At 46.0% G+C, this 23,507-nt stretch carries 19 protein-coding genes; 5 read left to right on the forward strand and 14 right to left on the reverse strand.

Annotation, left to right across the window (positions count from 1 at the left end):
- Nucleotide 1 precedes the first annotated feature (1 nt).
- From FN124_RS08500 to FN124_RS08545, 10 genes are all read right to left on the reverse strand, one after another.
- A complete protein-coding gene (locus tag FN124_RS08500) occupies nt 2-559 on the reverse strand; it encodes a cytochrome c oxidase subunit 3 (RefSeq protein ID WP_260607366.1) in 558 nt (185 codons plus the stop codon).
- A gap of 25 nt (nt 560-584) precedes the next feature.
- Entirely contained in the window at nt 585-1,484 is a 900-nt protein-coding gene (cyoE, locus tag FN124_RS08505; RefSeq protein ID WP_142684306.1) for a heme o synthase, read from the reverse strand.
- 125 nt (nt 1,485-1,609) lie between these two features.
- The gene (locus FN124_RS08510) at nt 1,610-3,421 is read right to left on the reverse strand and encodes a cytochrome c oxidase subunit I (RefSeq protein WP_142684307.1); all 1,812 of its coding nucleotides are present in this window, start codon (nt 3,419-3,421) and stop codon (nt 1,610-1,612) included.
- 112 nt (nt 3,422-3,533) lie between these two features.
- Nucleotides 3,534-4,508 (reverse strand): cytochrome c oxidase subunit II, encoded by a 975-nt coding sequence (locus tag FN124_RS08515; RefSeq protein ID WP_260607367.1) that lies wholly within the window; start codon nt 4,506-4,508, stop codon nt 3,534-3,536.
- 140 nt (nt 4,509-4,648) lie between these two features.
- Entirely contained in the window at nt 4,649-5,854 is a 1,206-nt protein-coding gene (locus FN124_RS08520) for a quinol:cytochrome C oxidoreductase (protein WP_142684309.1), read from the reverse strand.
- Nucleotides 5,855-5,897: 43 nt separating this feature from the next.
- A complete protein-coding gene (locus tag FN124_RS08525; protein ID WP_142684310.1) occupies nt 5,898-6,497 on the reverse strand; it encodes a c-type cytochrome in 600 nt (199 codons plus the stop codon).
- Between the two features lie 83 nt (nt 6,498-6,580).
- A complete protein-coding gene (locus FN124_RS08530; RefSeq protein WP_142684311.1) occupies nt 6,581-7,174 on the reverse strand; it encodes a DUF3341 domain-containing protein in 594 nt (197 codons plus the stop codon).
- 48 nt (nt 7,175-7,222) lie between these two features.
- Nucleotides 7,223-8,659, reverse strand: a complete 1,437-nt coding sequence (gene nrfD / locus FN124_RS08535; RefSeq protein WP_142684312.1) for an NrfD/PsrC family molybdoenzyme membrane anchor subunit — start codon at nt 8,657-8,659, stop codon at nt 7,223-7,225.
- A gap of 109 nt (nt 8,660-8,768) precedes the next feature.
- Nucleotides 8,769-11,837 (reverse strand): TAT-variant-translocated molybdopterin oxidoreductase, encoded by a 3,069-nt coding sequence (locus FN124_RS08540; protein ID WP_142684313.1) that lies wholly within the window; start codon nt 11,835-11,837, stop codon nt 8,769-8,771.
- A gap of 69 nt (nt 11,838-11,906) precedes the next feature.
- Complete coding sequence (locus tag FN124_RS08545; protein ID WP_260607368.1) at nt 11,907-13,184, reverse strand: c-type cytochrome; 1,278 nt, start codon at nt 13,182-13,184, stop codon at nt 11,907-11,909.
- A gap of 449 nt (nt 13,185-13,633) precedes the next feature.
- Here FN124_RS08545 and FN124_RS08550 point away from each other — a divergent pair, with 449 nt between their 5' ends.
- The 3 genes from FN124_RS08550 to FN124_RS08560 all read left to right on the forward strand — a co-directional run bounded on the left by FN124_RS08550 (nt 13,634) and on the right by FN124_RS08560 (nt 15,957).
- Nucleotides 13,634-14,380, forward strand: coding sequence for a copper resistance protein NlpE N-terminal domain-containing protein (locus tag FN124_RS08550; RefSeq protein ID WP_142684314.1), 747 nt, complete (start codon nt 13,634-13,636; stop codon nt 14,378-14,380).
- Nucleotides 14,381-14,664: 284 nt separating this feature from the next.
- Nucleotides 14,665-15,240, forward strand: a complete 576-nt coding sequence (gene purN / locus FN124_RS08555; RefSeq protein WP_142684315.1) for a phosphoribosylglycinamide formyltransferase — start codon at nt 14,665-14,667, stop codon at nt 15,238-15,240.
- A gap of 48 nt (nt 15,241-15,288) precedes the next feature.
- A complete protein-coding gene (locus FN124_RS08560) occupies nt 15,289-15,957 on the forward strand; it encodes a hypothetical protein (protein WP_142684316.1) in 669 nt (222 codons plus the stop codon).
- A 7-nt stretch (nt 15,958-15,964) separates the two neighbouring features.
- Here the strand turns inward: FN124_RS08560 and FN124_RS08565 are convergent, their stop codons facing one another.
- The 3 genes from FN124_RS08565 to FN124_RS08575 form a co-directional block, all read right to left on the reverse strand.
- Nucleotides 15,965-18,430 carry a TonB-dependent receptor gene (locus FN124_RS08565; protein ID WP_142684317.1) on the reverse strand — a complete coding sequence of 822 codons (2,466 nt, stop codon included), beginning with the start codon at nt 18,428-18,430 and terminating at the stop codon, nt 15,965-15,967.
- A gap of 130 nt (nt 18,431-18,560) precedes the next feature.
- Nucleotides 18,561-19,745, reverse strand: coding sequence for a GTP-binding protein (locus FN124_RS08570; RefSeq protein WP_142684318.1), 1,185 nt, complete (start codon nt 19,743-19,745; stop codon nt 18,561-18,563).
- Between the two features lie 18 nt (nt 19,746-19,763).
- Complete coding sequence (locus FN124_RS08575) at nt 19,764-20,207, reverse strand: MerC domain-containing protein (RefSeq protein WP_142684319.1); 444 nt, start codon at nt 20,205-20,207, stop codon at nt 19,764-19,766.
- Nucleotides 20,208-20,409: 202 nt separating this feature from the next.
- On the opposite strand from FN124_RS08575, the gene FN124_RS08580 reads away from it, so the two are divergent.
- Both FN124_RS08580 and FN124_RS08585 read left to right on the forward strand, forming a co-directional pair.
- Nucleotides 20,410-21,036, forward strand: coding sequence for an SCO family protein (locus tag FN124_RS08580; protein ID WP_142684320.1), 627 nt, complete (start codon nt 20,410-20,412; stop codon nt 21,034-21,036).
- 12 nt (nt 21,037-21,048) lie between these two features.
- Entirely contained in the window at nt 21,049-21,483 is a 435-nt protein-coding gene (locus FN124_RS08585; RefSeq protein WP_142684322.1) for a Fur family transcriptional regulator, read from the forward strand.
- A gap of 53 nt (nt 21,484-21,536) precedes the next feature.
- Here FN124_RS08585 and FN124_RS08590 read toward each other — a convergent pair whose 3' ends face one another.
- Complete coding sequence (locus FN124_RS08590; protein WP_142684324.1) at nt 21,537-23,258, reverse strand: M3 family oligoendopeptidase; 1,722 nt, start codon at nt 23,256-23,258, stop codon at nt 21,537-21,539.
- Nucleotides 23,259-23,507 lie beyond the last annotated feature (249 nt).

Here is a 23,507-nt window from a genome sequence, read left to right on the forward strand (position 1 = left end):
TTTATCTGGCGATACTTAAAAAAACTAACAGGTAAATCCACAGTATGTCCACGAAATGCCAGTAGGTTGCGGCTACTTCAATGGGAACTGCGCTATAGGTCCGTACACGGGTTCTGTAAGCCCTGCCAAACATAATGAGCAATGCAATCACACCACCCAATACGTGCAGCATATGCACCCCTACAATAACATAAATAAAAGAAGCGGAAACAGGCCCGTTGAGGGGCAGTCCCACTGATTTCAATTGTGAAAATCCTATCCACTGGCAGGCTGCAAACACCACCCCTAAAAATGCTGTAAGGGTGATCAGTTGTTTATAACGCTGCATATTCCTTTCTCTAAACTGCTTTAAAGCCAGGTGTATCGTTAAGCTGCTTGTCAGAATTACGGCAGTGGATACCCAGAAAATATGCGGCAGTTCAAATGCCAGCCAGTTTGCCTGGGATCTTTTAACAATGTAAGCACTGGTAAACCCGATAAACATCATAGTAATACTACCCATGGCGATCCATAGGGAATATTTATGCGGATGTATTTTCTTACGTTGTTCTAGTGTCATAGTATCCATCACTCCTCTTTTCAATTTAAGCTTTGTCCAGCAATTGTACCAGCTGAACAATGGTCAGATAAATATAAGATCCGAACATGAGCTTTCTCGCTGCAGGAACATCATTTTTCCGGTACAGGTTAACAGCCCTGTAAAGGAAGAAAATACCCGCCAGAATGGCCACTATCGCAGAAATGCTTCCAGTGATCTTCAGGAGGTAAGGCGCTACTCCGGCAGGAATCAGCAACAACGTGTACATGGCAGCCTGAATAGCTGTGTACTTATTGGGCTCTCCACTGCCTGGCAGCATTTTAAAGCCAGCCCTGGCATAATCTTTATAGGCGATCCAGGCGATGGCCCAGAAATGCGGGAATTGCCAGAGAAACTGTATAGCAAATAAAGACCAGCCACCTTCGCTGAGATTGTTAGCACCGGCTGCCCACCCGATCAACGGAGGCATGGCGCCTGGAATTGCACCTACCAGTACGGCAAGGGAATTCCATTTTTTCCAGGGTGTATATACAAAACCGTATAACACCAAAGACAACCCGCTCAAAGCAGCGCTCAACCAGTTAAAGCAATACCCCATTACCAGGAGCCCTGCTATACCTGTGATCACCGCCAGTACAATCGCCTCGTTGTCGTGCATACGCCCTGAAGGCAATGGACGGACAGCGGTGCGTGCCATCAGTTTATCCGTATTTTTCTCCCAAATCTGGTTAATGGTATTGGCTGATCCGGAAACCAGCAAACCACCGGCAAATAATAAAAGAACTTTTACTAAGTTAAACTCCACACCTGGCACCAGCAGGTAACCCACTACCGACGAAAATACCACCATAAAGGTGAGATTAAACTTCATCAGCTGAGAGTAATCTTTCGCCTTACTGGCTACCGCATACGATGACGACAATTTTATGGAGTTTTCTTGCAACATTTTTTTTCTAGCCACATCCCGGGTTTAAGTCCGGAACAAATTTACAAACATCACAGTGAACAAAATCCCGGCAGCAAGTTTTTTCGCCTGAAAGGCATCTTCCTGCCGGAACTCCGGATTATATTTTAGTGCGCTGATTCATTAGGTCCAATAGGCTCTGTTTGCGGAATGAAATCCCTTCCATCCTTGCTATAATCATAAGCCCAGCGGTATACTTCAGGGATTTCACCAGGCCAGTTACCATGACCGGCGTGGATCGGCGTGGTCCATTCCAGGGTAGTTGCTTTCCATGGGTTCTGTGTAGTCAGCTTTCTACCTTTGAAAATGCTGTAGAAGAAGTTGAATACAAACAGGAGCTGTACTGCAAACACCAGGATTACCACAATGGTAATGAACTCGTTCAGTCCGCCAAACTGTTTGAAGGAAGCCCAGCCGGATACATCATAGTACCTTCTTGGCATACCCGCCATACCTTCGTAGTGCATAGGCCAGAAGATCAGGTAAGCGCCTACCAGGGTTACCCAGAAGTGGATATAGCCAATTGTGTTATTCATAAAACGGCCATACATTTTAGGGAACCAGTGGTAGATACCGGCAAACATACCGAAGAATGCAGATACACCCATTACAATATGGAAGTGGGCAATCACAAACATGGTATCATGCAGGTGAATATCGATAGAAGAGTTACCTAACCAGATACCTGTTAAACCACCGGAGATGAATGTGCTCACGAAGCCGATAGAGAACAGGGAAGCTGGTGTAAAGTTGATATTACCCTTCCAGATGGTAGTGATCCAGTTAAATACCTTGATCGCAGATGGTACCGCAATCAATAAGGTTAAGAGTACGAAGAATGCTCCCAGGAACGGGTTCAGACCTGTTACGAACATATGGTGCGCCCAAACCAGGAAGGCCAGGATACAGATAGCGAACAGGGAACCGATCATAGCCAGGTAACCGAAAATAGGCTTGCGGGAACTTACCGCCAGTACTTCAGATACCATACCCATGGCAGGGAGGATGATGATATATACCTCTGGGTGACCTAAGAACCAGAATAAATGTTGATAGAGGATTGCGCTACCACCTTCGTTGGCCAGTGCTTTACCGGCGATAAAGATATCGGACAGATAGAAGCTGGTGCCGGCGTGACGATCCATGAGCAGCAGGATGAAACCTGACAGCAGTACAGGGAAAGACAATACACCTAACACAGCGGTGAAGAAGAATGACCAAATAGTTAAAGGCATTTTGGTCATCGCCATACCTTTGGTACGCATATTCAGCAGCGTGGAAATATAGTTCAAACCACCCAGCAGCTGAGAAACAACAAACAGCGCCATACTGGTCAACCAAAGATCCACACCTATTTTAGAACCGATAGAAGCGTCTCCCAATGCACTCAGCGGCGGATACATTGTCCAACCTCCGGAAGCAGGGCCTGTTTGAACAAACAGGGAAGCCATCATTACCAGACTGGCCAGGAAGAAGAACCAGTAGCTCAGGCAGTTCATGAAAGGAGAGGCCATGTCGCGGGCACCTACCTGCAAAGGAATCAGCAGGTTAGAAAAGGTACCGCTCAAACCGGCCGTTAATACAAAGAATACCAGGATAGTACCGTGCATTGTTACCAATGCATAGTATGCTTCCGCTGTAATGCGGCCACCTTTAGCCCAATGGCCCAGGATACTTTCCAGCCATGGGAAAGTGGCATCGGGAAAACCAAGTTGCAAACGGAACAGTACAGAGAAGAAAGCACCAATGATAGCCCAAACGATACCAGTGATCAGGAATTGTTTGGCGATCATTTTGTGGTCCATGCTGAACACATATTTCGAAATGAAACTGTCTTCATGGTGGTGCTCATGATCATGATGATCATGCGCTCCGTGCATTACCTCCTGTTGACTGTGCAATGTTGCTTCGTTACTCATAATCGGTTCGGTTTATTATAAACTAACGCCCGGGAAGTATCGTCGTTTGTCAGTTTGTTCTTATTGTTTTTAATTGTACTCCGTCAAAAATTCTTCTACACAAAATTACAGCTTACCGGATATTGGCAGCTACTGTTTTTTGCGTGCTATCTGCTTTGGCTTCACCGGCAGGAGCAGCAGGAGCTGCAGTGTCAGCATGTGTCAGGCTATAAGTAGATTTCTGGGCAGCTACCCATTTATCAAATTCTTCCTGAGTTTCCACAATAATCACCCCCCTCATGGAGTAGTGACCGCTACCACACATCTGGTCGCAGGAAATTTCATAGGTGAAATCCGGGTTGCCGGTTTTTTCCTTCATCTGCTTGGTGGTGTACTTTGGAGTAAACCACATGGTAGTAGGGATACCGGGAACCGCATCCATTTTCATGCGGAAGTGAGGTAAACCAACGTCATGGATAACGTCGCGGGAACCGATGATGAGCTTTACGGGCTTTCCAACCACCAGGTGCAGTTCGGTAGGCATAAAGTCATCTTTGTTCAAAGGATCGTTCCAGTCCAGACCCAGCTCATTACCGGCGGAAGGATCGATGTTCTTAATATCACGACGACCCAATGCACCATCTTTACCCGGATAACGGAAGATCCAGTTAAACTGCTTACCGGTTACTTCAACCACAGCAGCATCTTTTGGTGCTTCTGAAGTGAGCTGGAACCAGTGTTTCAGACCAAAGGCCACCAGTATGGTTAACGCGATAGCCGGGATAACGGTCCAGATAACTTCCAGTTTATTATTATGCGGAAAATAAAATGCTTTACGGCCTTCTTTTTCCTGGTATTTAAATGCAAACCAGAATAGGGCAATCTGGGTAATCACGAACACCACACCAGTGATGGCGAGTGTTACATAAATAAGGGTGTCAACGCCTTCTCCCTGTTCCGATGCAGATTCGCCCAGGATTTTGCCTTTCAGCAAATCGTTACACCAGTACACTCCTATAAGCCCCAGCACCAGGAATGCAATCAGCAGGAAACCATTTATACGGTTGCTTTGCTCACGCGCTTTCTTTTCTCCCTTCAATATGGACACATATTCGCTCGCCTTCGCAATCTGGAAGATGACTATGAATATGAGAACAACAACTAAGACTGCTAAAAATCCTGACATTGCTATATGAAATAATTAAGTTATCTAATGCTTTTCTTTTGCCTAATCTCCTTGATCACCTGTTAGGTGTGATGAATGATACTTTCTTTCAGGTAAGGATGATTCTTTGGAACCAGTGCAGCTTTGGTAAGCTGGTTGGATACCAGGAAGATGATCAGTCCTACGAAACCAAGTCCGAGCCCGAGTTCAAACCAGGGGAATACCAGGTTTTTAACAGTACCTGGAGATATCATCTGCCAGAAATCCAGCCAGTGACCGAAGATGATCACGATAGCAATGAAAACAATGGCAGTATAGTTACGCTTGGTGTCCCTTTTCATCAGGAACAACAGCGGAGTAACAAAGTTGATCAGGAGGTTCAGGAAGAAGATAGGTCTCCACTGGCCCCAAACACGTGGCTGGAAGTATTCAGTTTCTTCCGGCATGTTGGCGTACCAGATCAGCATGTACTGGGAGAACCAGAGGTAAGTCCAGAAGATACTGAAAGCAAACATGAATTTACCCAGATCGTGCAGGTGTTCTTCAGTTACATAGGTCAGATAACCGTGTTTTTTCAGATATACAACGAAGAGTGCTATCAGTGCCAGTCCGGATACCCAGGTGCTGGCGAAGGTATACCAGCTGTACATAGTAGAGAACCAGTGTGCATCAATACTCATTAACCAGATCCATGGAGTCGTTGATCCAACGCTCAGGGTAAACACTACCAGGAATCCACCGCATACAACGGTATTTCTCCAGAGCAGCTTACGGCCTGTTTCAGGGCGCAGATCCCATCCATCTTCTTCGATAGACATTCTACGGAGCTTCATGGTAAAAAATATCCAGAGGCCAAGTGTCAGGATAGTAGCGATGGTAAAGAATCCTTTGTTCAGGAAAGCGGATTTCCAGCTCAGGATCTTATCTTCTGCTACGTGGTGTGCATTTACCCAGTGATAGATATCATCTTTACCACCGAAAACGATGATCATCACCACCACAAATAAGATGGCAGCCAGAATGGGAACGGCCATTGAAATAGCTTCAGGTACACGGCGGAAAGCAATCTGCCAGCCACCATGTGCCAGGGTAGTAGCAGCTATAAAGAACGTGCTCGCCAATGTAATCAGCAAAAAGAAGCTGCTGTTTTGCAACAGACCGGCCCAAAACCGTGTCGCGTTCTCACCATGAAACGCAATTAATCCGATCAATAACGTCAGCAAGCCCACGCCCATTAACACGAAGCTGGTCTTTTTTAATCTTGCCGGTACTACAAATTGGTCTTTCATTACTGTATATTAAAATACTTGTTTGAAATTCAGTTTAACTCATTTATTTAGCTGCAGTGCTATCACCAGCAGGAGCGGCAGACGGGGCGGCAGCACCTGGCTGTTTACTCTTGATATAGGCAGCGATCTTCCAGCGCTGATCCCTGTCCAGCTGGCTGGCGTAACTACCCATCATATTATAACCATAGGTCATTACATGAAACAGGCGGCCTTCTGTATAACCGGATTTTGCACCGGCCACCAGGTTAGCTGGCGCTGCAGGGTAAGGTCCATCTCCACCTTTGTACAGCGGACCATTACCATCTAATGCAGTACCATGGCAGATACCACAATAGATATTAAATAAACGCTCGCCTTCTTTAAGATCAGTTGGCGTAATAGTTAATGGATTCTTTAACAGATTAGCCAGTGCCGTATCTGATTCTTTCAGATGGTATGGCAAAAGTTCTCCTCTTTTTACTGTTCCTTCCACTGGCTTCAGGCCTGACAAACGAGCACTGTAAAATTCATACGCACGGGATTCATACATGTCTGGCATATAAATCCTGCCGGGCTTTCTGTTATGCTCTCCCCTGTTACAGGCTGCCAGGAAAGCTCCAGTTGCCAATGCGGCTACAATCAATATGTTGGAAGTCCTTTTCATCAGAAATTATTTATCTAGCTTTCATTAGTCTTGCTTGCTCAAATCCTAATGTTGCAACGGTATGTTTTAGCTGTTTATATATTTTAAGCGTTTGTGGTCTGTATTTTACGGAGATAAGGCTCATCATCCTTATCATACCGTCCGAACCACCATCCGGCTTCAGCTCTTTGCTCATTAATTTCATGCGCACCGGCTGATGCAAGAAAGTTCTTCACTTCCTCTGCATTAGTTTTTTCTGTCAGCTCTATCACCATTACAAACTTATCATCTGTTTGTCTTGGATGAAAAATGTGCTTCTTCACTCCCGGCATCAGCTGGCAGAGATAACAGAAAGTGTACACCATTCCGACCGCAGCAAATAATACTGTCAGCTCAAAAGTAATTGGAATGAATGCTGGTAAGGGGAAGTGCGGTTTACCACCGATATTCAAAGGCCAGTCTACATTAAATACCCAGCTCATGAAGGATAATGCTGTAGTTGTACCTGTGATACCATATATGAAACCGGCTGTGTGCAGACTGGTTTCTCTTAAACCCATTGCATGATCGAGGCCGTGAACAGGAAAAGGAGTGTATACATCGTGCAATTTGTAACCCGCAGTACGCACTTTCTTTACTGCCGGGAACAATACTGCCTCATCGTCAAACAAGCCTACAACAAAATTTTTAACAGCCATATTTTTAAAGATTCAAATTCCAAGTAATAAATTCTCTCAGTTCGTCTTTTAGTGTGCGTGAGCTACATCATGAGCAAATTTCTCTGCAGGCATTTCTTCGTACACCACCATTTTCTCTTTGTAATTCTCACCGGAAGTTTTCAGGATAGACTTGATCTCGGCCAGTGCAATTACAGGGAAATATTTAGCAAACAGGAAATAGCAGGTAAAGAACAAACCGAAAGTTCCCATATAGAAGCCTACTTCAGGCCAGGATGGGCGATAGTATGACCAGCTGGATGGCAGGTAATCGCGGTACAATGAAGTACAGATGATCACAAAACGCTCAAACCACATACCGATGTTAACAATGATAGACATTACGAAAGTCACTGCAACACTTCTTCTCATTTTACGGAACCAGAATACCTGCGGGGTAATTACGTTACAGGTCATCATGATCCAGTAAGACCAACCCAGCGGACCAGCAGCACGGTATTTGAAGAAAGTGGCAAACTCATAAGGGTTAGCGCCATACCATGCCATGAACAACTCAGTCAGGTAAGCACAACCTACTACAGAACCTGTTAATACAATTACCTTGTTCATGGCTTCCATGTGGCCCAGGGTAATATACTCTTCCAGGTGTAATATTTTACGTGTAATGATCAGCAGCGTTTGTACCATCGCAAATCCGGAGAAGATCGCACCAGCCACAAAGTAAGGCGGGAAGATGGTAGTATGCCAACCAGGAATTACAGAAGTCGCAAAGTCAAAAGATACGATCGTGTGTACAGAAAGTACCAGTGGTGTAGCCAAACCTGCCAGTACCAGTGACAGTGCTTCGTGACGTTGCCAGTGCTTGGTAGAACCGGTCCAGCCAAAAGCTGCTATACCATATAATAATTTGCGCAATTTGGTTTTAGCCCTGTCACGAACGCTGGCGAAATCCGGAAGAAGACCAGAGTACCAGAACAACAGGGATACGGTGAAGTAAGTAGAGATCGCAAATACGTCCCAGAGGAGCGGGGAGTTAAAGTTAACCCATACCGGGCCACGGGTATTTGGATAAGGCAGAATGAAGAACGCCATCCATACACGACCCATGTGAATGATCGGGAACTGACCGGCGCACATTACCGCGAAGATCGTCATCGCTTCCGCCGCACGGTTCACCCCTGTACGCCAACCCTGGCGGAACAGGAGGAGGATCGCGGAAATCAGGGTACCGGCGTGACCGATACCTACCCACCATACGAAGTTGGTAATATCCCAACCCCAACCGATGGTTTTATTCAGATTCCATACTCCGACACCGAAATAGATCTGCCAGAACACTGAAAAGGCGCCAAAGCCCAACAATGTCAGGGAGATGAAAAAGCCTACATACCACAGTTTTCCAGGCTTCCCTTCAATGGGACTAATGATATCTTCCGTTACCTGGTGATAATCCTTAACCCCGTCTACCAAAGGTTCTCTCAGTGTGGATTCGTATTTTAAATGCATATTCTATAAGCTTTTAGCTGCTAGCTTCTAGCTACTAGCCCTTGTCTTTTGTTATGATCTCAGATTCTGTTCTTTCTGTCTTTTTCTTAACGGTTACCGGTTAAGATCATTATGCGTGGTGCGCTTCTTCCTTATGTGCAGATTCTTTCTCTGCTTTAGGAGCCGCATCCTTGTTTCTGATCTTCGCCAGGTAGCTGATAGATGGCAGTACGTGTGTTTCTTCCAACACATAGTACATCCTGTCTACCTGCTGCTCATTACGGATCTTATAGATTTCGCTGTTCTTATCGTTGATGTTACCAAATACGATCGCATCAGCACCACAAGCTTGCTGGCAGGCAGTTTTGGCAGCACCGTCTTTCAGCGGGTGACCAGCTTTCTTCGCGTCCAGCTTAGCTTCCTGTAAACGTTGTACGCAGAAAGAACATTTTTCCATTACACCACGGCTACGAACCACTACATCGGGGTTCAGTACCATACGTGTAAGGCTATCGTTCATATCGGCCACATCATACAGGTTGTTTTCAAAGCTGTCTGCACCATTCCAGTCTCTCCAGTTAAGGCGACGTACTTTGTAAGGGCAGTTGTTAGCGCAGTAACGGGTACCGATGCAACGGTTGTAAGCCATCTGGTTGATACCTTCAGAGCTGTGGTTGGTAGCGCCTACCGGGCAAACGTTTTCGCACGGAGCATTATCGCAATGCTGGCACAGCATCGGCTGGAACACTACTTCCGGATTTTCCTCATCACCGCTGAAGTAACGGTCAATACGGATCCAGTGCATTTCATGCCCTTTCGCCACTTCTTCCCGTCCTACAACAGAAACGTTGTTCTCTGCCTGGCAGGCAATAGTGCATGCACCGCAACCAAAACAGGTGTTCAGGTCGATAGACATACCCCATTTGATACCAGGATAGCTGTAGTTAGGATACAGCGTTGCATCCTTGCGGAAATCAGCGCCAAATTTTTTCAGCTCCAGCCTGTCTTCGTTTACCTCTTTAGGGTTCTTGATGAACTCTTCCAGGGTAGTTTCCTTAACGATAGGACGACCTTCGTAGCTATTATGTGTTTGCGTTGAAGCAACAATTTCTTTCTGACCGGTAGCTTCTGCTGTGGCATCAACAGTGAAGTAATCAAAGTTCTGACCATTGAAGCTAACAAAAGGATAAGCGTTCTTACCAACACCGCCGGCAGCTCTACCTGCGTTGTCGTTACGGCCATAACCCACAGCAATAGCGATCACATCTGGGTGCATACCTGGAACAATCACCAATGGCAGCTCAAGTTCTTTACCGTTGGCTTTTATCTTCAGTACTTTCTTCTCTGCATTGATTTCGTAATCGTCTCCTAATTGAGTAGAGAATGTTTTCGCCAGTTTGTTGGAGATACAGGCGTAGTTACCCCAGGTAGAACGGGTAATCGGATCAGGCATTTCCTGTAACCATGGGTTGTTGGCAGATCTGCCGCTACCGATAGCTACTTTCTCATAAAGCACCAGTTCCAGTTTACCACCTTTCTTCGCACTGCTTATTTTAGATGCAGCACCGGCAATGTCGCCGGCAAATGTTGCACCTCCCAAAGCAGGAGCAGCAGCTGGTTCAACCACACCATCCTGCAAAGCTTTATCCCATGCTTCCTGTCCGCCCAGTTTGGTTATCCATTCATTTTTCAGGTAGTCAGCCCAGGTAGTGGTAGTGTTACCAGACCAGGAGAGGAGTGTATCCTGTACCGCACGTGTTTTAAACAGCGGGAGGATAGTAGGCTGTGCAAAGCTGTAGTAGCCGGTTCTTCCCTCAGCATCATTCCATGACTCCAGGAAGTGATGATCAGGAGCCGCATATTTACACAGTACAGTTGTTTCGTCATTTCTGTCGTTGAACGATACAGCCACTTTTACTTTCTTCAGACCTTCAGCAAATTTCTGTGATTCGAAGTAGTCGTAAGCGGGGTTGGCACCATAAATCAGTACAGCACCGATGCTGCCTGCATTCATATCGCTTACCAGTTTGGTCATATCGCTGTCGATACCCTGACGGTAATTGGAAGGAGATGCGAAATCGATGGTAGTACCATTGGCGCCGATAATGTTGTTGATGGCGTTTACAATGGTTTGTACGTTTACATCGTTAGAACCGCTTACTACCAGTGCTTTACCGGAGTTAGCCTTCAGTGATTCCGCTGCTTTTTTGATACCATCTGCTACACGCTTGTCTGCTATAGCCGGGGCTGTTACACTGCCGCCTACTGCTGCCAGCAGAGCCAGTGCTATTGCACCTGATTCAGATGGTTTGTGTGTATATCTTTCGTCCGCGTTTGCACCTGTAAGGCTCATATGGCTTTCGAACGCGAAAAGTTTGGACATTTCGGGTTTCTGCGCATTGATTTTACGGGTTTGGGCAAACTGGCGGGCATATTCAACAGGATTGAGCCAGGTTCCGATAAAGTCTGCACCCAAACTCACTATCGCTTTGGCATTTTCAAAGTGGTAGGAAGGGATCACCCGTTTACCATAAGAGGCTTCGTTTGCCTGCAGCATACCGGAGTAAGAAACTGCATCATATACTACATGGCGGGAGTTCGGATATTTTGCCAGGAACTCACCGATCACTTTCTTAGTGGTCGGGCTAAGCAGGGTGGCGCTTAATAAAACAACAGGAGCACCGCCTAAACCGGCCAGTGCTGCACCTACTTGTTTATCCAGTTCCGCCCAGGTTGTTTCTGTACCGCCGATAGTCGGGAAACGGAGACGGGCAGTATCATACAGGCTCAGTACAGCACCCTGTACTTTAGCCGATGTTGCCCCCTGGGTGATGGTTGATAAAGTATTCCCTTCCAATTTGATAGGACGACCTTCGCGGGTTTTCACCACAACCGGTACATATTCACCATCAATGGCATAAGAAGAAGCATAATAATTGGCTACACCCGGGGTAATTTCTTCCGGCTTGTTTACATACGGAATCGCTTTCTTAACCGGTGTTTCACAGCTGGCAGCGATAGCAGCAGCAGCGGTGGTGAACCCCAGATATTTCAGAAAATCCCTGCGGGGGGTAGTAGCATTCAACAGGCCTTCACTCTCGAACGGCAGCTCTTCACTGAATTCGTTCTTCACAATTTCCTGATGCGCATCGGTATTGTGCAACTCCTCCAAGCCTTTCCAATACTTTTTTTGCTCCATGTTATATTAACGAGTTACGTTTATAAATTTGATATCTTCTGATCAAGAGAAAATCTCTCTAAATCCTTCCTAGTAGTGACATTTTTGACATTCAGTACCACCTACCATTTCAACTGTTACGCTGTCGATCTTCTTATCTTTAATATCCTGATGAAGCTTTTCGAAGATGCTGTAATAGTTGTTGTCTGCAAACTGCACTTTGGTAGTACGGTGACAGTTAATACACCATCCCATAGACAGGTCGGAAAACTGATGTACTTCATCCATTTCGGTGATAGCACCGTGGCAGGTCTGACATTGCTGCTGACCGGCAACCACGTGTTGGGAGTGGTTGAAGTAAACATGGTCTGGCAGATTGTGGATCTTGGTCCATTCGATTGGTCTGCCTGGCTTGGTATATTTACCAGCTTCAGGATCCCAGCCTACGTAATCGTATAATTTTGCGATTTCAGCAGTACCGTCTACCTTCCGGCCTTCTGCAGTTGTCAACTCAGGGCCGGTATATTCCTTAATGGCCTTGTGACAGTTCATACAGATATTTTCAGAAGGGATCATGGCATACTTACTCTTCTCAGCACCGGCGTGGCAGTACAGGCAGTTGATCTGGTTAATACCGGCATGTACCTTATGGCTGTAGAAGATAGGTTGCTCCGGCATATAATCTTTCTGGCGACCCAGGCCAATAGCACCCTGAATGGTGAGGTAACCACCTACCATGAAGAGCACCAGGATGATCAGTGCCAGGTAAGCTTTATTTTTGTAGAAAGGAACCGGGTCTGGAGTTGGAACACCCTCTTTATCACCAGCCAGCTTATTCAGGTTGCTGTTGATCTGCATGAGGATCAGCGCTACTACTGCAAGGATCAGCGTGATGATACCAAACAGGAGGCTGTTGTCATTACCCTTGTCTGTGGCACCAGCAGCATCTGTATCACCTGCGGGAGTTTTAGAGCCTCCGGGAGTTTTGGCTTGCTCATCTTTTACATACGCCAGGATGTCGTCAATTTCCTCATTGGATAACTGAGGGAACGGTGTCATCGCTGTCTTGTTGTACTCCAGATACAGAGCGTTGGCATATTTGTCCCCTGTGGCCAATACAGAAGCAGAGTTGTGGATCCACTGGTGCAATAATTTCTTATCGGGCCAGCGATCTTCTACTCCCGCTAATGCAGGACCTGTCAGCTTTTTGTGGACATTATGGCAGGAAGCGCAATTTGTTTGGAATAATGCTTTACCCTTCGCAGGATCCGCTGCCTTAACGGAAGAAAACGGAATTACTATACTAGCGCATAGAATAAGCACACTCACAAAATGCTTGCGCAAAAGAATGGAAACACGACGATACACAGCCTATATAGTTTAGATTTGACCTAAAGTTTCTTAAAAGTGCCAGCAAAAATAAGACAGAATGTTGACAATTTACCAACAATTAAAAAAAATTATTGTCTTATAGCGTGCTGTTTTTATTCCGTTTTTTTAGCGACAATTAAGCCAAAAGTCTCACTGATGGCCTATTTGAACACTTCACCTGATATTTCCTTTCAGAACTTATTATTTTGATTGAAAGTTTAATTCCTTTGTGGGCGCACGTCTACATCATAACGTGGGGCAAGGTTTGCAGGGATATAATTATAATATATGCAGATGAAAATCAAATAGTGGTCCCCTATATCCCTTCACACACAATATAATATATTATCTGTCAGCACAGTTAATTTCCTGTGAGAGTTGTATTTTTACCTTAATAACCTACCGGCAGACCAGAATGTTCAATCTGCCACTAAAAAAACGATCCCATGAAAAAAATGCTCATACCCGTTCTGCTCACCGCCTTTCTGGCCTGTAATAATAATACCTCCTCCTCCCGGAACGACAGCACGGCGCAAACTACGGCAACAGCCATAGGTACCCCCACGGTTGTCACCGGCACCTACCAGGGTACCCTTCCCTGTGCAGACTGCCCCGGTATGGACTACCAGATCAGCCTGTTTAACGATCATACCTTCAGCGAACTGGTGGCCTACCAGGGAAGAGGCCAGGGCATAGCTTCCGTGGAAACTGGCACCTGGAAGCAAACCTCCGACTCTACGGTAATGATCCTGAAAAAAACAGACAGCAGCTCCTTCCTGGCATCTGAAGGGAAACTCCTCCTGCTCGACACTAAAGGCAAACGCATTGAAGGCGTACTGGCCGGTAGCTATATCCTCAAACCAGTGGAAGGCGGCGACCGCAGGCAACTCCTGGCAGATAAATCAAAAGCCGGTATCCGGTTCACCGCCAATGGTAACGAACCCGGCTGGTCTCTTGACCTGGATAATAAAAAAATACGTTTCAACAACATTAACGGCGATAGCCTTGAGGCGTCATTGCCCCGGCCCAATCCCAATACAGACACCTTAAAGGTATATACCACTCCCGGTATCACGATAAGTATCCGGAACACTATTTGCGCCGATGATATGAGCGGCCTGATGAAACCCAACAGCGTACAGGTACAGGTAAAAGACAAAACATACCAGGGCTGCGGCGAATATCTTAAATAAGGACAGGGTGGATCAGATCCTGCATACAGGCCAGATCAGAACGGGTTTCCCCCGGAACAAATCAGCAACAAGCACAAGACGGATCAAGTCCACCTCAATACCAGGTCGTCTCCTGTTCAAATCCTCCTCATAAGCGCATCAAGTCCACCCTTTATGTATGGCTACAGTATGTCCTATCCCACCCCGATCCCTGTCCGGGGCGGGCTCCGGGTATGTTGATATTCATTCTCCCAAATACCTGTTAAATTATCTATTTTTGTATCCTACTTAAATAGCAGGAGATTTTGAAAAATATTGCCATATTCGCATCGGGTGCAGGAAGCAACGCGCAGAAAATTATAGATCATTTCAGACATTCAGATAAGGCCAGGGTTACTGTTATTGTGTGCAACAAACCCGGGGCAGGTGTTTTACAGATAGCCGAACGCGAAGGCATTGCTACCATACTAATCGAAAAGGAAGCCTTTTTCCATTCAGATAAATACATCCTGTTATTAAAGGAACGGCAGATCGACCTGGTAGTGCTGGCAGGCTTTTTATGGAAAATCCCTGCCAACCTGGTACAGGCCTTTCCTAACCGCATTATCAATATACACCCGGCCCTGTTGCCAAAATTCGGCGGGAAAGGTATGTACGGCCATTTTGTGCATGAAGCCGTAATAGCAGCAGGGGAAAAAGAAAGCGGCATCACCATCCACTTCGTAAATGAAAAATATGATGATGGCGAAACGATCCTGCAGGAACGTATTATCGTTACACCGGAAGATACCCCCGAGTCCGTAGCACGCAAAGTTCAGGCACTGGAACATCAGTGGTTTCCGGTAATTGTGGAACGATTATTGACCGGTTCTGAAGGCTGATATAAGCCTGGATGGAGGTTCTTAAGCCAGTCTAACCCTTACAACTGTATGAAAAAGACACTACTGTTAATATGGTTATCCTGTTCGTTTATTTTATCGTCCTTCGCTCAGGACGGTAAGAAACAACTGGGTAAAAACACCTTTCTCAAAGTAAATCCCACCACCTTAATCAATGAACTCGATATTTACCTGGAACAGGAAATAACTGACAAATTCAGTCTTGAGTTTGGTATCAGTGGTATTTATACCGATTACCCGGATTATGTGCTGGCAAAAAAAATTGACATCGGTCAAAAGAAACCGGACATCAGTACAGAGCAGTTTGTAGATGGCCGGGGCCTCGGCTTCCGGGTTGGCGCCCGCCTGTACCTTATTTCACAGGAAATGTCGCCCTCCCGTGCGGCCGGTACCTATTTTGAACCTGTAGTATTCGTTAAAAAAGTTTTCTATCCTAACGAAGATAATACTGTCGGGAACGTTACATATACCAACTCCGGAGATAAAACTGTAATAGGTTTACAGCTGCTGGTAGGCCGGCAATTCAAAAAAGACCGCTTCATTCTTGATCCGTTTATCGGTGTAGGCATCCGGAGTAAGATCTATAAATATAATACCTATCATTTTGACGAAGACAAAGTATCCCTTAACGATGGGAAAATGGTAAGCGTATTGCCCAGTCTCCAGATAGGTATTAAAATGGGGCTCAAACTCTGGTAATCCTGCCCTAAAAAGGAACAATCACTTTTGCACTGAAATTTCTTCCCATATTATAAATGCCCAGCCGTCCGTTAGGAGAGGAGCTGTAGTATTCAAAATATTTCAACCGGTTCATATTGGCCTGGTAGGCTACATTAGCCACATTGTCGAGTTGCAGGAATATTTCACAAACCGTTCTTCCTTTCTTGTTAAGAATCCCGGTACCGGCGCCAATATTGAAAAGGGTATAGCCAGGTGTAAATGTTTCAGTATCGTCTACTCCGTAAAAGTGAGGCTGACCGGCAAAAATATCCGCCTCCACGCGGGCATATGCCTTTGTAAATATGCCATAATTACGTTGTGTGGCAGCTTTCAGCTCACTGCGTATATGCGTAGGCGGTATAAACGGCAGATAACGCGCCTCGTCCCCATACTTACTGATCAGTTCCATATTGCGGTTACGGCCCTGTGTATAGGCCATACTGTTATTCATGGTAAGCCAGGCAATAGCTCTCGGGTGAAGGTTCACACTCACTTCTGCTCCAAACAGCCTCGCGGCCGATTGCTGGTACTTATAAGTAGCGTTCCCCGGTACTATTACCACCGGGTTGCCGGCATCATCGTATAGTCTTGCCTGGTAGATATAATTCTCAATATTATTATTAAACAATTCGAGGCTGATATCTGCATCCGGTAGCCAGGCCTGCAGGCCTATGTCTTCCTGTAAACTGAACTCCGGTTTAAATCCGCGGTTACCAAGGTATACGATATGCGCTCCCGGATCAAGACCATTGGAGCCGATCTCTGTGATATTCGGCGCACGGTAGCCTCTTGCAATGTTGGCTTTCACCAACACCCGCTCGCTGATGTTCCAGGTAGCTCCCAGGCTACCGGAAATACCGGTATACCGGTTGCTGAAAGAAGGGAATTGCAGATGTGCTCCCGCCGTATCCGGTAACTGGACATGCCGCTCAAATCCATTTTCCTTATTGGGTCCTACATAGAAATCGTTCCAGCGAATAGAGCGGTTGTCGTAACGGATACCACCGGATACATCTACCTTACCAAAAGATTTCCTGGCAAAAATAAACCCGCCTATATCAAACAGGTTATAATCCGGGATAGGAAAATCGGTCCCATTCTTACTCCTGTTCTGCTGGTACATTCCATTTGTCCCAACAGTTGTTTCCAGGCCATTTAAAACAGGCAGGTTATAACGCACATCATAGTTCAGGGTGTTCAGCACCACGTATAGTCCCGGCTGCGCGGGCATTTCCGGGTGATTATACTCCCGGCGGATGCTTTGTTGCAGGCCTATCATTGTATTAATATCGCCGGCTCCCAGGTTCCATTTTGAACGGTTATACACCCTGTAATGCTGTATATGCTGATGCAACGGGTTAATGGTATAAGTACGCAGCTCATTGTCCGGCACCAGTGGACGATCTTTTATATCATCCTCTTCCTTCACCTGCTTCGTAAATTTCCGGGTCAGGGAATCCCGGCTCCCATCCGGAATTTCCTGGGTATTATCATAGAGTGTAGCACCAAACTGGGAATATCCCCATGATTTATCCACCCTTGCCAGGGCAGTCAGGTTATACTCCCTGAAAGCAGTGCCATATACAAATCCATCCACGCTGTTGCGGTAGTTGTGCGCAGCTTTTGCTGTGCCACGAAATACATACTTCCAGTCATTTTGCCTGTAAGCCAGCCCCAGCGAGGAGCCTATCATTCCATTATTGCTGTGGTAATCTGTCAGGAAACTACCCTGTAATTTACCTGGTGTTAGATCAGGGATATCGGGGATCATATTAATGACCCCGGCCAGGGCGTCTGAGCCGTAGGTAAGACTGGCAGGCCCCTTCACCACCTCTGCCCTGGAAATTCCGTATTGGTCTATTTCAATGCCATGCTCATCGCCCCATTGCTGTCCTTCCTGCCTTACGCCGTCAAACAAGGTAAGCACGCGATTGTAGCCAAGCCCGCGGATAAATGGTTTGGAAATATTGGGACCGGTGGTTACTGCACTCACACCCGGTACTCCTTTAATGATAGCGTCGATGATGTTATTGTTTACATTCATATTCATTTCCCGCTTACCGATAACGGCAATGGGTATAGGATTTTTCCGGACGGCGGTAGCGCGGGAAACACCGGTCACTACCACTTCTTCCAGTTTAGACAGGTCTTCTTCCAGCGTGATATTCAATGCAGTTGTTTGCCCTGCTGTAATTTGTTTTTTCAGCTTAACCGTTTGGTATCCTACCATTGATATTTTAATATCGTAAGTGCCCGGGGCGATATTTTTAATGCTGAAAAGCCCCTGCTGATCGGCAGCAGCGCCGGTATGCAGTGCGGGGATGGCAATATTGGCAAACTGTACAGGTTTTCCGTCTTTGTTGACAACAGCACCTTTCACCATGCCTTGCTGGGCATATGCGTTAGCTACAGATAATAGTAATAAGAATAGTAAAGTAGATAGTTGTTTCATGCGTATAAGTAATGTAGGTTTTAATCTTAGCACAGCGTTTTCACGGATAGTAACAATGGATTACACTTCCAATTTTTTTACAAAACTATCTTCTATTTTTATACCCGTCTTAATTATTTTTTAGGTTAATCTAAATTTCAGGAAAAGGATCTTTAAAAAGATGACCATTCTGGAAACTTTTGATTTCAGATTCGGTACACAGGCAGCTGTCGAGGTCGATGATGATATCATGAGAATCGAGCTCTTGCCCGATGATTACCAGCTCATTATACCGGTCGGCAAACCGGGTGTCCCAGCGGCCGATGATAAGCTCATAAGTTTCAGGATCCATCTGCCATTGCTTACGGGGGATAGCGCACCACCAGTAACCAGCCTTTTCTGCACGCAGCGATCCGCCCGCCTGGCTCCAGTTCACTGCTATATCAGGCCGGGAGGCCAGCCAGAACAGTCCTTTACTGCGGATTATATTGCCTGGCCAGCGCCCATTGATATATTGCCAGAAGCGCTCGGGGTGAAAAGGTTTACGGCTCCGGTATACAAAGGAGGACATACCATATTCCTCTGTTTCAGGGGTGTGCTCATGCTCCAGTTCGGCCTGCCAGCCGGCGCTTTGCGAGGTAGTGTCAAAATCAAAAAGACCCGTATGCAATATTTCTTTCAGTGGCACCCGGCCTTTAATGCTTTCCACGATCCTGGCCGTGGCATTTAATTTACGCAACACTGCTTTCAGGTTACCCAGCTGGTCTTCCGTTACAAGATCGCATTTATTCAGTACGATTACGTTGGCAAATTCCACCTGGTCTGTCAACAGGTTTACAATAGTGCGCCGGTCGGCTGCGTCGTCAGTTAAGCCTTTGTCTTGCAGCAGCGACGTACTGTTGAAATCCCGGATAAAATTATAGGCATCCACAACTGTTACCATGGTATCAAGCTGGCTTACCTTAGTGAGGTCCACATTGTTAATTTCATCCTGGTAGCAGAAGGTTTGGGCTACCGGTATGGGCTCTGAAATGCCGGTGGATTCTATCAACAGGTAATCAAACCTTTTCTCTGCAGCCAGTGCTGCTACTTCCTTCAGGAGATCTTCCCGCAAGGTGCAGCAAATACAGCCATTGCTCATTTCCACCAGTCGCTCTTCCGTTTTATGTAAGGTATTTTCATTCTTCACCAGTTGCGCATCGATATTCACCTCACTCATATCGTTAACAATAACGGCTACACGAAGATTTTCGCGGTTATGCAGTACGTGATTAAGCAAAGTGGTCTTCCCCGCGCCGAGAAATCCACTCAGCACCGTAACAGGTAATTTTTCCATATGTGATAAGTTATATTGCTATAGGTATGTTTTGCTGTTTACAAACCTTTGATCAGCGGCTTTATTCTTTTTCCCCACATTACATTGCCGGCAACGCTGCAGGTTTAATATATGCGCTCCCGTTACCCCTGCCGCACCGGCAAAAATGATAACCGGCTCCCAGAAACCACCGGCAAAACCAAAGTGTCCGCCCAGCAACAGGGCAAACCCCGCAGCAAAGATCAGCAGCGGCGTTATCCGGCGGTGCTGCCGGAAATATCCCCGGCCCAGCGACCAGCAGCCTATTCCAAAGGAAAACGACAACAGGCCGTACTCCAGTTTTTCATTTTCCAGTACATGCGATCCCACCAATGGTAATACCGTGAGCATCAGGGGAAGTAAGGCGCAATGCACTGCACATAATAAAGAGGCACCGATTCCAATGGTGTCCAAACTCATCTTCTTTAAAATATTCCCTTCCATGTTCCCGTTTTTCTATCCGGACAAAACTACGTAAATTTGCAACAATGTTGCAAAATAAAATAACTGATTTCTTTAGATAATTTATTTTTTCAACTGTAAAATGTTGCATTCGTGTTAAAAAAGTAACAGATGGGTAGCACTGATGGGCATCTGTTAACTATGTGCTACCTTTGTGTATTGAATAAAACAGGGGATTATACCTATGTCGAAGAAAGCAATTATACTGATTTCGTTTTTTGTGGTGCTGAGCGCGGGTTTTCTGGGCTATGCCGGTTATGTTATTAAAGGTGAAACGGGCACCTTCTTTGGAAAAGATAAACTGCCTGTTCTTGGGGCGCCGGGACACACTGTTCCAGGATTTTCCTTTACTGACCAGGACGGCCACACCAAAGCGAAAGCGGATGTTGATGGCAAAATTTATGTAGCGGAGTTCTTTTTTACCACCTGCACCGGTATTTGTCCGAAGATGAATGCCAATATGGACAAAGTATATGCGAAGTATAAAAACAATCCCAACTTCCTGATCCTTTCCCATACGGTAGACCCGGACCACGACAGCGTACCCGTATTAAAAGCATATGCCGCCAAACATGAAGCCGATTCAAAAAACTGGTGGTTCCTTACCGGCGATAAAAAACAACTTTACCGCATGGCCAGGCAGGCTTACCTGGTAGATGACGGCGTATATACCGGGGAAGAAGATTTTGTACATACACAATGGTTTGCCCTGGTAGATAAAACAGGACAGATCCGCGGTTTGTATGAAGGCACCAAAAACCAGGATGTTAATAAATTGATTGAAGACATAGACCGTTTAATGGAAGAATAAAGTTTTTTCATCATGGGCACCAAACAACAAATAACAGAACGAATAGCCGGCATACTGCGTGAAAGCAAGCTGAGTGTAACAGAAACCCGGACGAAGATCCTGGAACTGTTTATGAAAAGCAACGGTGCGCTGGAACACAGCGATTTTGAGAAACTGGCTGGCCAGTCGTTCGACCGTGTAACCGTATACCGCACGTTACAAACGTTCCTTGATAAAGGGATCATTCATAAAATACCAACTACAGATACATCCGTACGTTATGCTTTATGTAAATCAGAATGTTCGGAGCATCATCACCACGATCATCATATTCATTTCAAGTGTGAGGAATGTGGCAATACCATTTGTTTAGATGAAACAGATGTGCCGCAGATACAGCTTCCCAAAGGTTATGCTGCCCATAATGTGGAAGTGGTGGTAAGTGGGGTATGTAAATCCTGCAAATAAAAAAATGCCTTTGTTAATGCTGCCGGAGCGTAGCATCAACAAAGGCATCCTTACTATAACTTCTCTATTTCCGCTTTCACGAAATCGGCCAGTTCCTTTACATAGGCCGGAGAAAAATCAAATTTTATTCCTGCAGCTTTATATAACTCGGGCAATGTTTTAGTGTTACCTAAACTTAATGCCTGTACGTAGTTATTGAGCGCCTGTGTTTTGTTTTCCTTAAACTGCTTCCACATGGCAATAGCGCCCAGTTGCGCGATTCCATACTCTATATAATAGAAAGGAACTTCAAACAGGTGCAGCTGTTTCTGCCAGGTGATGGCGCGGTACTCTTCATGACCGCTCCAGTTTACCACAGCAGGGGAGAACTCTCCCAGTATTTCCAGCCATTTGGCGGTACGCTCTTCTGTGCTGTGTTGCGGGTGCTCATAAATCCAGTGCTGGAATTTATCGATAGTGGCAATCCAGGGGAATATAGTGATGGCTCTTTCCAGCTGTTGCAAACGTGCACGGCGCAGCTGCGTTTCGTCGTCAAAGAAAATGTTCCAGGAGTCCATCGTAAACAATTCCATGCTCATGCTGGCCACCTCGGCTATCTCCATAGGATATTCCTTGAAGGCGCTGAGCGCCAGGTGGTGACTGAGGAATGAGTGTACAGCATGACCGCCTTCATGTACCATAGTGGTAAGGTCTTTCATTTGTCCGGCTGCATTCATAAAAATGAAAGGCACGCCCGTTTCCGCCAGCGGGCAGTTGTAACCGCCCGGTGCTTTACCGTTACGGCTTTCCAGATCAAAGCGGCCCATTTTCTTCATCACCCGCAGGCAATCTCCGAAGAAGGGGCCTAGTTCATCAAAAGTAGCGATGGCTTTATTTACCAGCTCTTCTCCTGTGTGGAATGGCTCCAGTGGCTTTACACCAACCGGTTCTGCTTCCGTATCCCATGGGCGCAATGTATCCAGCTGCAGTTTGGCTTTTTGTTTTTCCAGGATCTGTTGTACCAGTGGAACAATATGTGCTTTGATAGCTTCATGAAACTGGAAGGCATCTTCCTTCGTGTAATCGAAGCGGCCCAGTTCTTCAAACTTATAATCGCGGTAATTGGCGAAGCCGGCATTCTTTGCTACCTGGTCGCGCTTCAAGATCAGCCCGGTATACAGGTCGTCCAGTGCTTTCCGGTCTTCCAGACGGCGGGCTGCGGTTTTGGTAAACACTTCTTCCCGCAGGGAACGGTCGCTGTTCTCCAGGAATTTGGCAGCCTGTTGCAGGGTATATTCCTGGTCATTTACCCTGATGGTCATTTTACCTGCAATAACGCCGTACTGCTGCGCCATCACGCTCAGCTCCGCCTGGATTGGGATGTTTTCCTCCCGGAACAGTTTCACTTGTTTCTGAACATTGCGGAGATAGGTTTTATACAGATCCTGATCCAGTTCTTTTACAAACGGGCTATCCAGCAGCTTTTTGTTGAGCGCATCTGCATAGGGTTGCAGTTTGGGCTGAATTTCCATACAGAAGTAAGCGAAGGCTTCTTCAAGTGATTTATCGGTAATATCACAGGTCATACGGATCTGCCGCCAGCAGGCATCTTCGCTGATAACTGCTTCCAGTTCGCTCATATCTTTGAGCCATTTTTCCAGCTCCTGTACGTTATTGATCTTTCTTTCCTTCAGGGCTTCAAAGTAGGGCTGCAGGGTATCCCAGGTAGTTACTTTAAAATCTTCCGGGAGAAATGTACGCGGTAGTTTCTTTATATCTGCACTTAATTTATCCATGCTATCTGTTATTTTTTAAATTTTCGGATGTAGAAATTTAGGCATTTTTGAGGGAATGCCCGGTGTTTCCGGCTAAAAGAATCGTTAAATATAGGGAATATCAAGTTTCGGCCGGCTCTTTTCCCTTAACCGGTTTACGCCCTGTGGGCATAGCGTTTGTCTTGTTAGTAAACGATTCAGGCTTCTATTTACAGGCAATGTGCGCTGTAAATAGAAGCCTGAAATATCTTGCCGGCTGGTGGTGATTGC

It is taken from the genome of Chitinophaga polysaccharea (genome assembly GCF_902150045.1).
GTDB classification, from domain to species: domain Bacteria; phylum Bacteroidota; class Bacteroidia; order Chitinophagales; family Chitinophagaceae; genus Chitinophaga; species Chitinophaga polysaccharea_A.

What these genes read in the sequence shown, in the direction of transcription:
- FN124_RS08530 (WP_142684311.1), bottom strand. Translation starts at nt 7,174, where the DNA reads ATGGCTGTTAAAAATTTTGTTGTAGGCTTGTTTGACGATGAGGCAGTA.
- FN124_RS08570 (WP_142684318.1), bottom strand. Translation starts at nt 19,745, where the DNA reads ATGGAAAAATTACCTGTTACGGTGCTGAGTGGATTTCTCGGCGCGGGG.
- FN124_RS08575 (WP_142684319.1), bottom strand. Translation starts at nt 20,207, where the DNA reads ATGGAAGGGAATATTTTAAAGAAGATGAGTTTGGACACCATTGGAATC.
- FN124_RS08510 (WP_142684307.1), bottom strand. Translation starts at nt 3,421, where the DNA reads ATGAGTAACGAAGCAACATTGCACAGTCAACAGGAGGTAATGCACGGA.
- FN124_RS08500 (WP_260607366.1), bottom strand. Translation starts at nt 559, where the DNA reads ATGACACTAGAACAACGTAAGAAAATACATCCGCATAAATATTCCCTA.
- FN124_RS08550 (WP_142684314.1), top strand. Translation starts at nt 13,634, where the DNA reads ATGAAAAAAATGCTCATACCCGTTCTGCTCACCGCCTTTCTGGCCTGT.
- FN124_RS08585 (WP_142684322.1), top strand. Translation starts at nt 21,049, where the DNA reads ATGGGCACCAAACAACAAATAACAGAACGAATAGCCGGCATACTGCGT.
- FN124_RS08520 (WP_142684309.1), bottom strand. Translation starts at nt 5,854, where the DNA reads ATGAAAGACCAATTTGTAGTACCGGCAAGATTAAAAAAGACCAGCTTC.
- FN124_RS08580 (WP_142684320.1), top strand. Translation starts at nt 20,410, where the DNA reads ATGTCGAAGAAAGCAATTATACTGATTTCGTTTTTTGTGGTGCTGAGC.
- cyoE (WP_142684306.1), bottom strand. Translation starts at nt 1,484, where the DNA reads ATGTTGCAAGAAAACTCCATAAAATTGTCGTCATCGTATGCGGTAGCC.
- nrfD (WP_142684312.1), bottom strand. Translation starts at nt 8,659, where the DNA reads ATGCATTTAAAATACGAATCCACACTGAGAGAACCTTTGGTAGACGGG.
- FN124_RS08565 (WP_142684317.1), bottom strand. Translation starts at nt 18,430, where the DNA reads ATGAAACAACTATCTACTTTACTATTCTTATTACTATTATCTGTAGCT.
- FN124_RS08560 (WP_142684316.1), top strand. Translation starts at nt 15,289, where the DNA reads ATGAAAAAGACACTACTGTTAATATGGTTATCCTGTTCGTTTATTTTA.
- FN124_RS08590 (WP_142684324.1), bottom strand. Translation starts at nt 23,258, where the DNA reads ATGGATAAATTAAGTGCAGATATAAAGAAACTACCGCGTACATTTCTC.
- FN124_RS08540 (WP_142684313.1), bottom strand. Translation starts at nt 11,837, where the DNA reads ATGGAGCAAAAAAAGTATTGGAAAGGCTTGGAGGAGTTGCACAATACC.
- FN124_RS08525 (WP_142684310.1), bottom strand. Translation starts at nt 6,497, where the DNA reads ATGAAAAGGACTTCCAACATATTGATTGTAGCCGCATTGGCAACTGGA.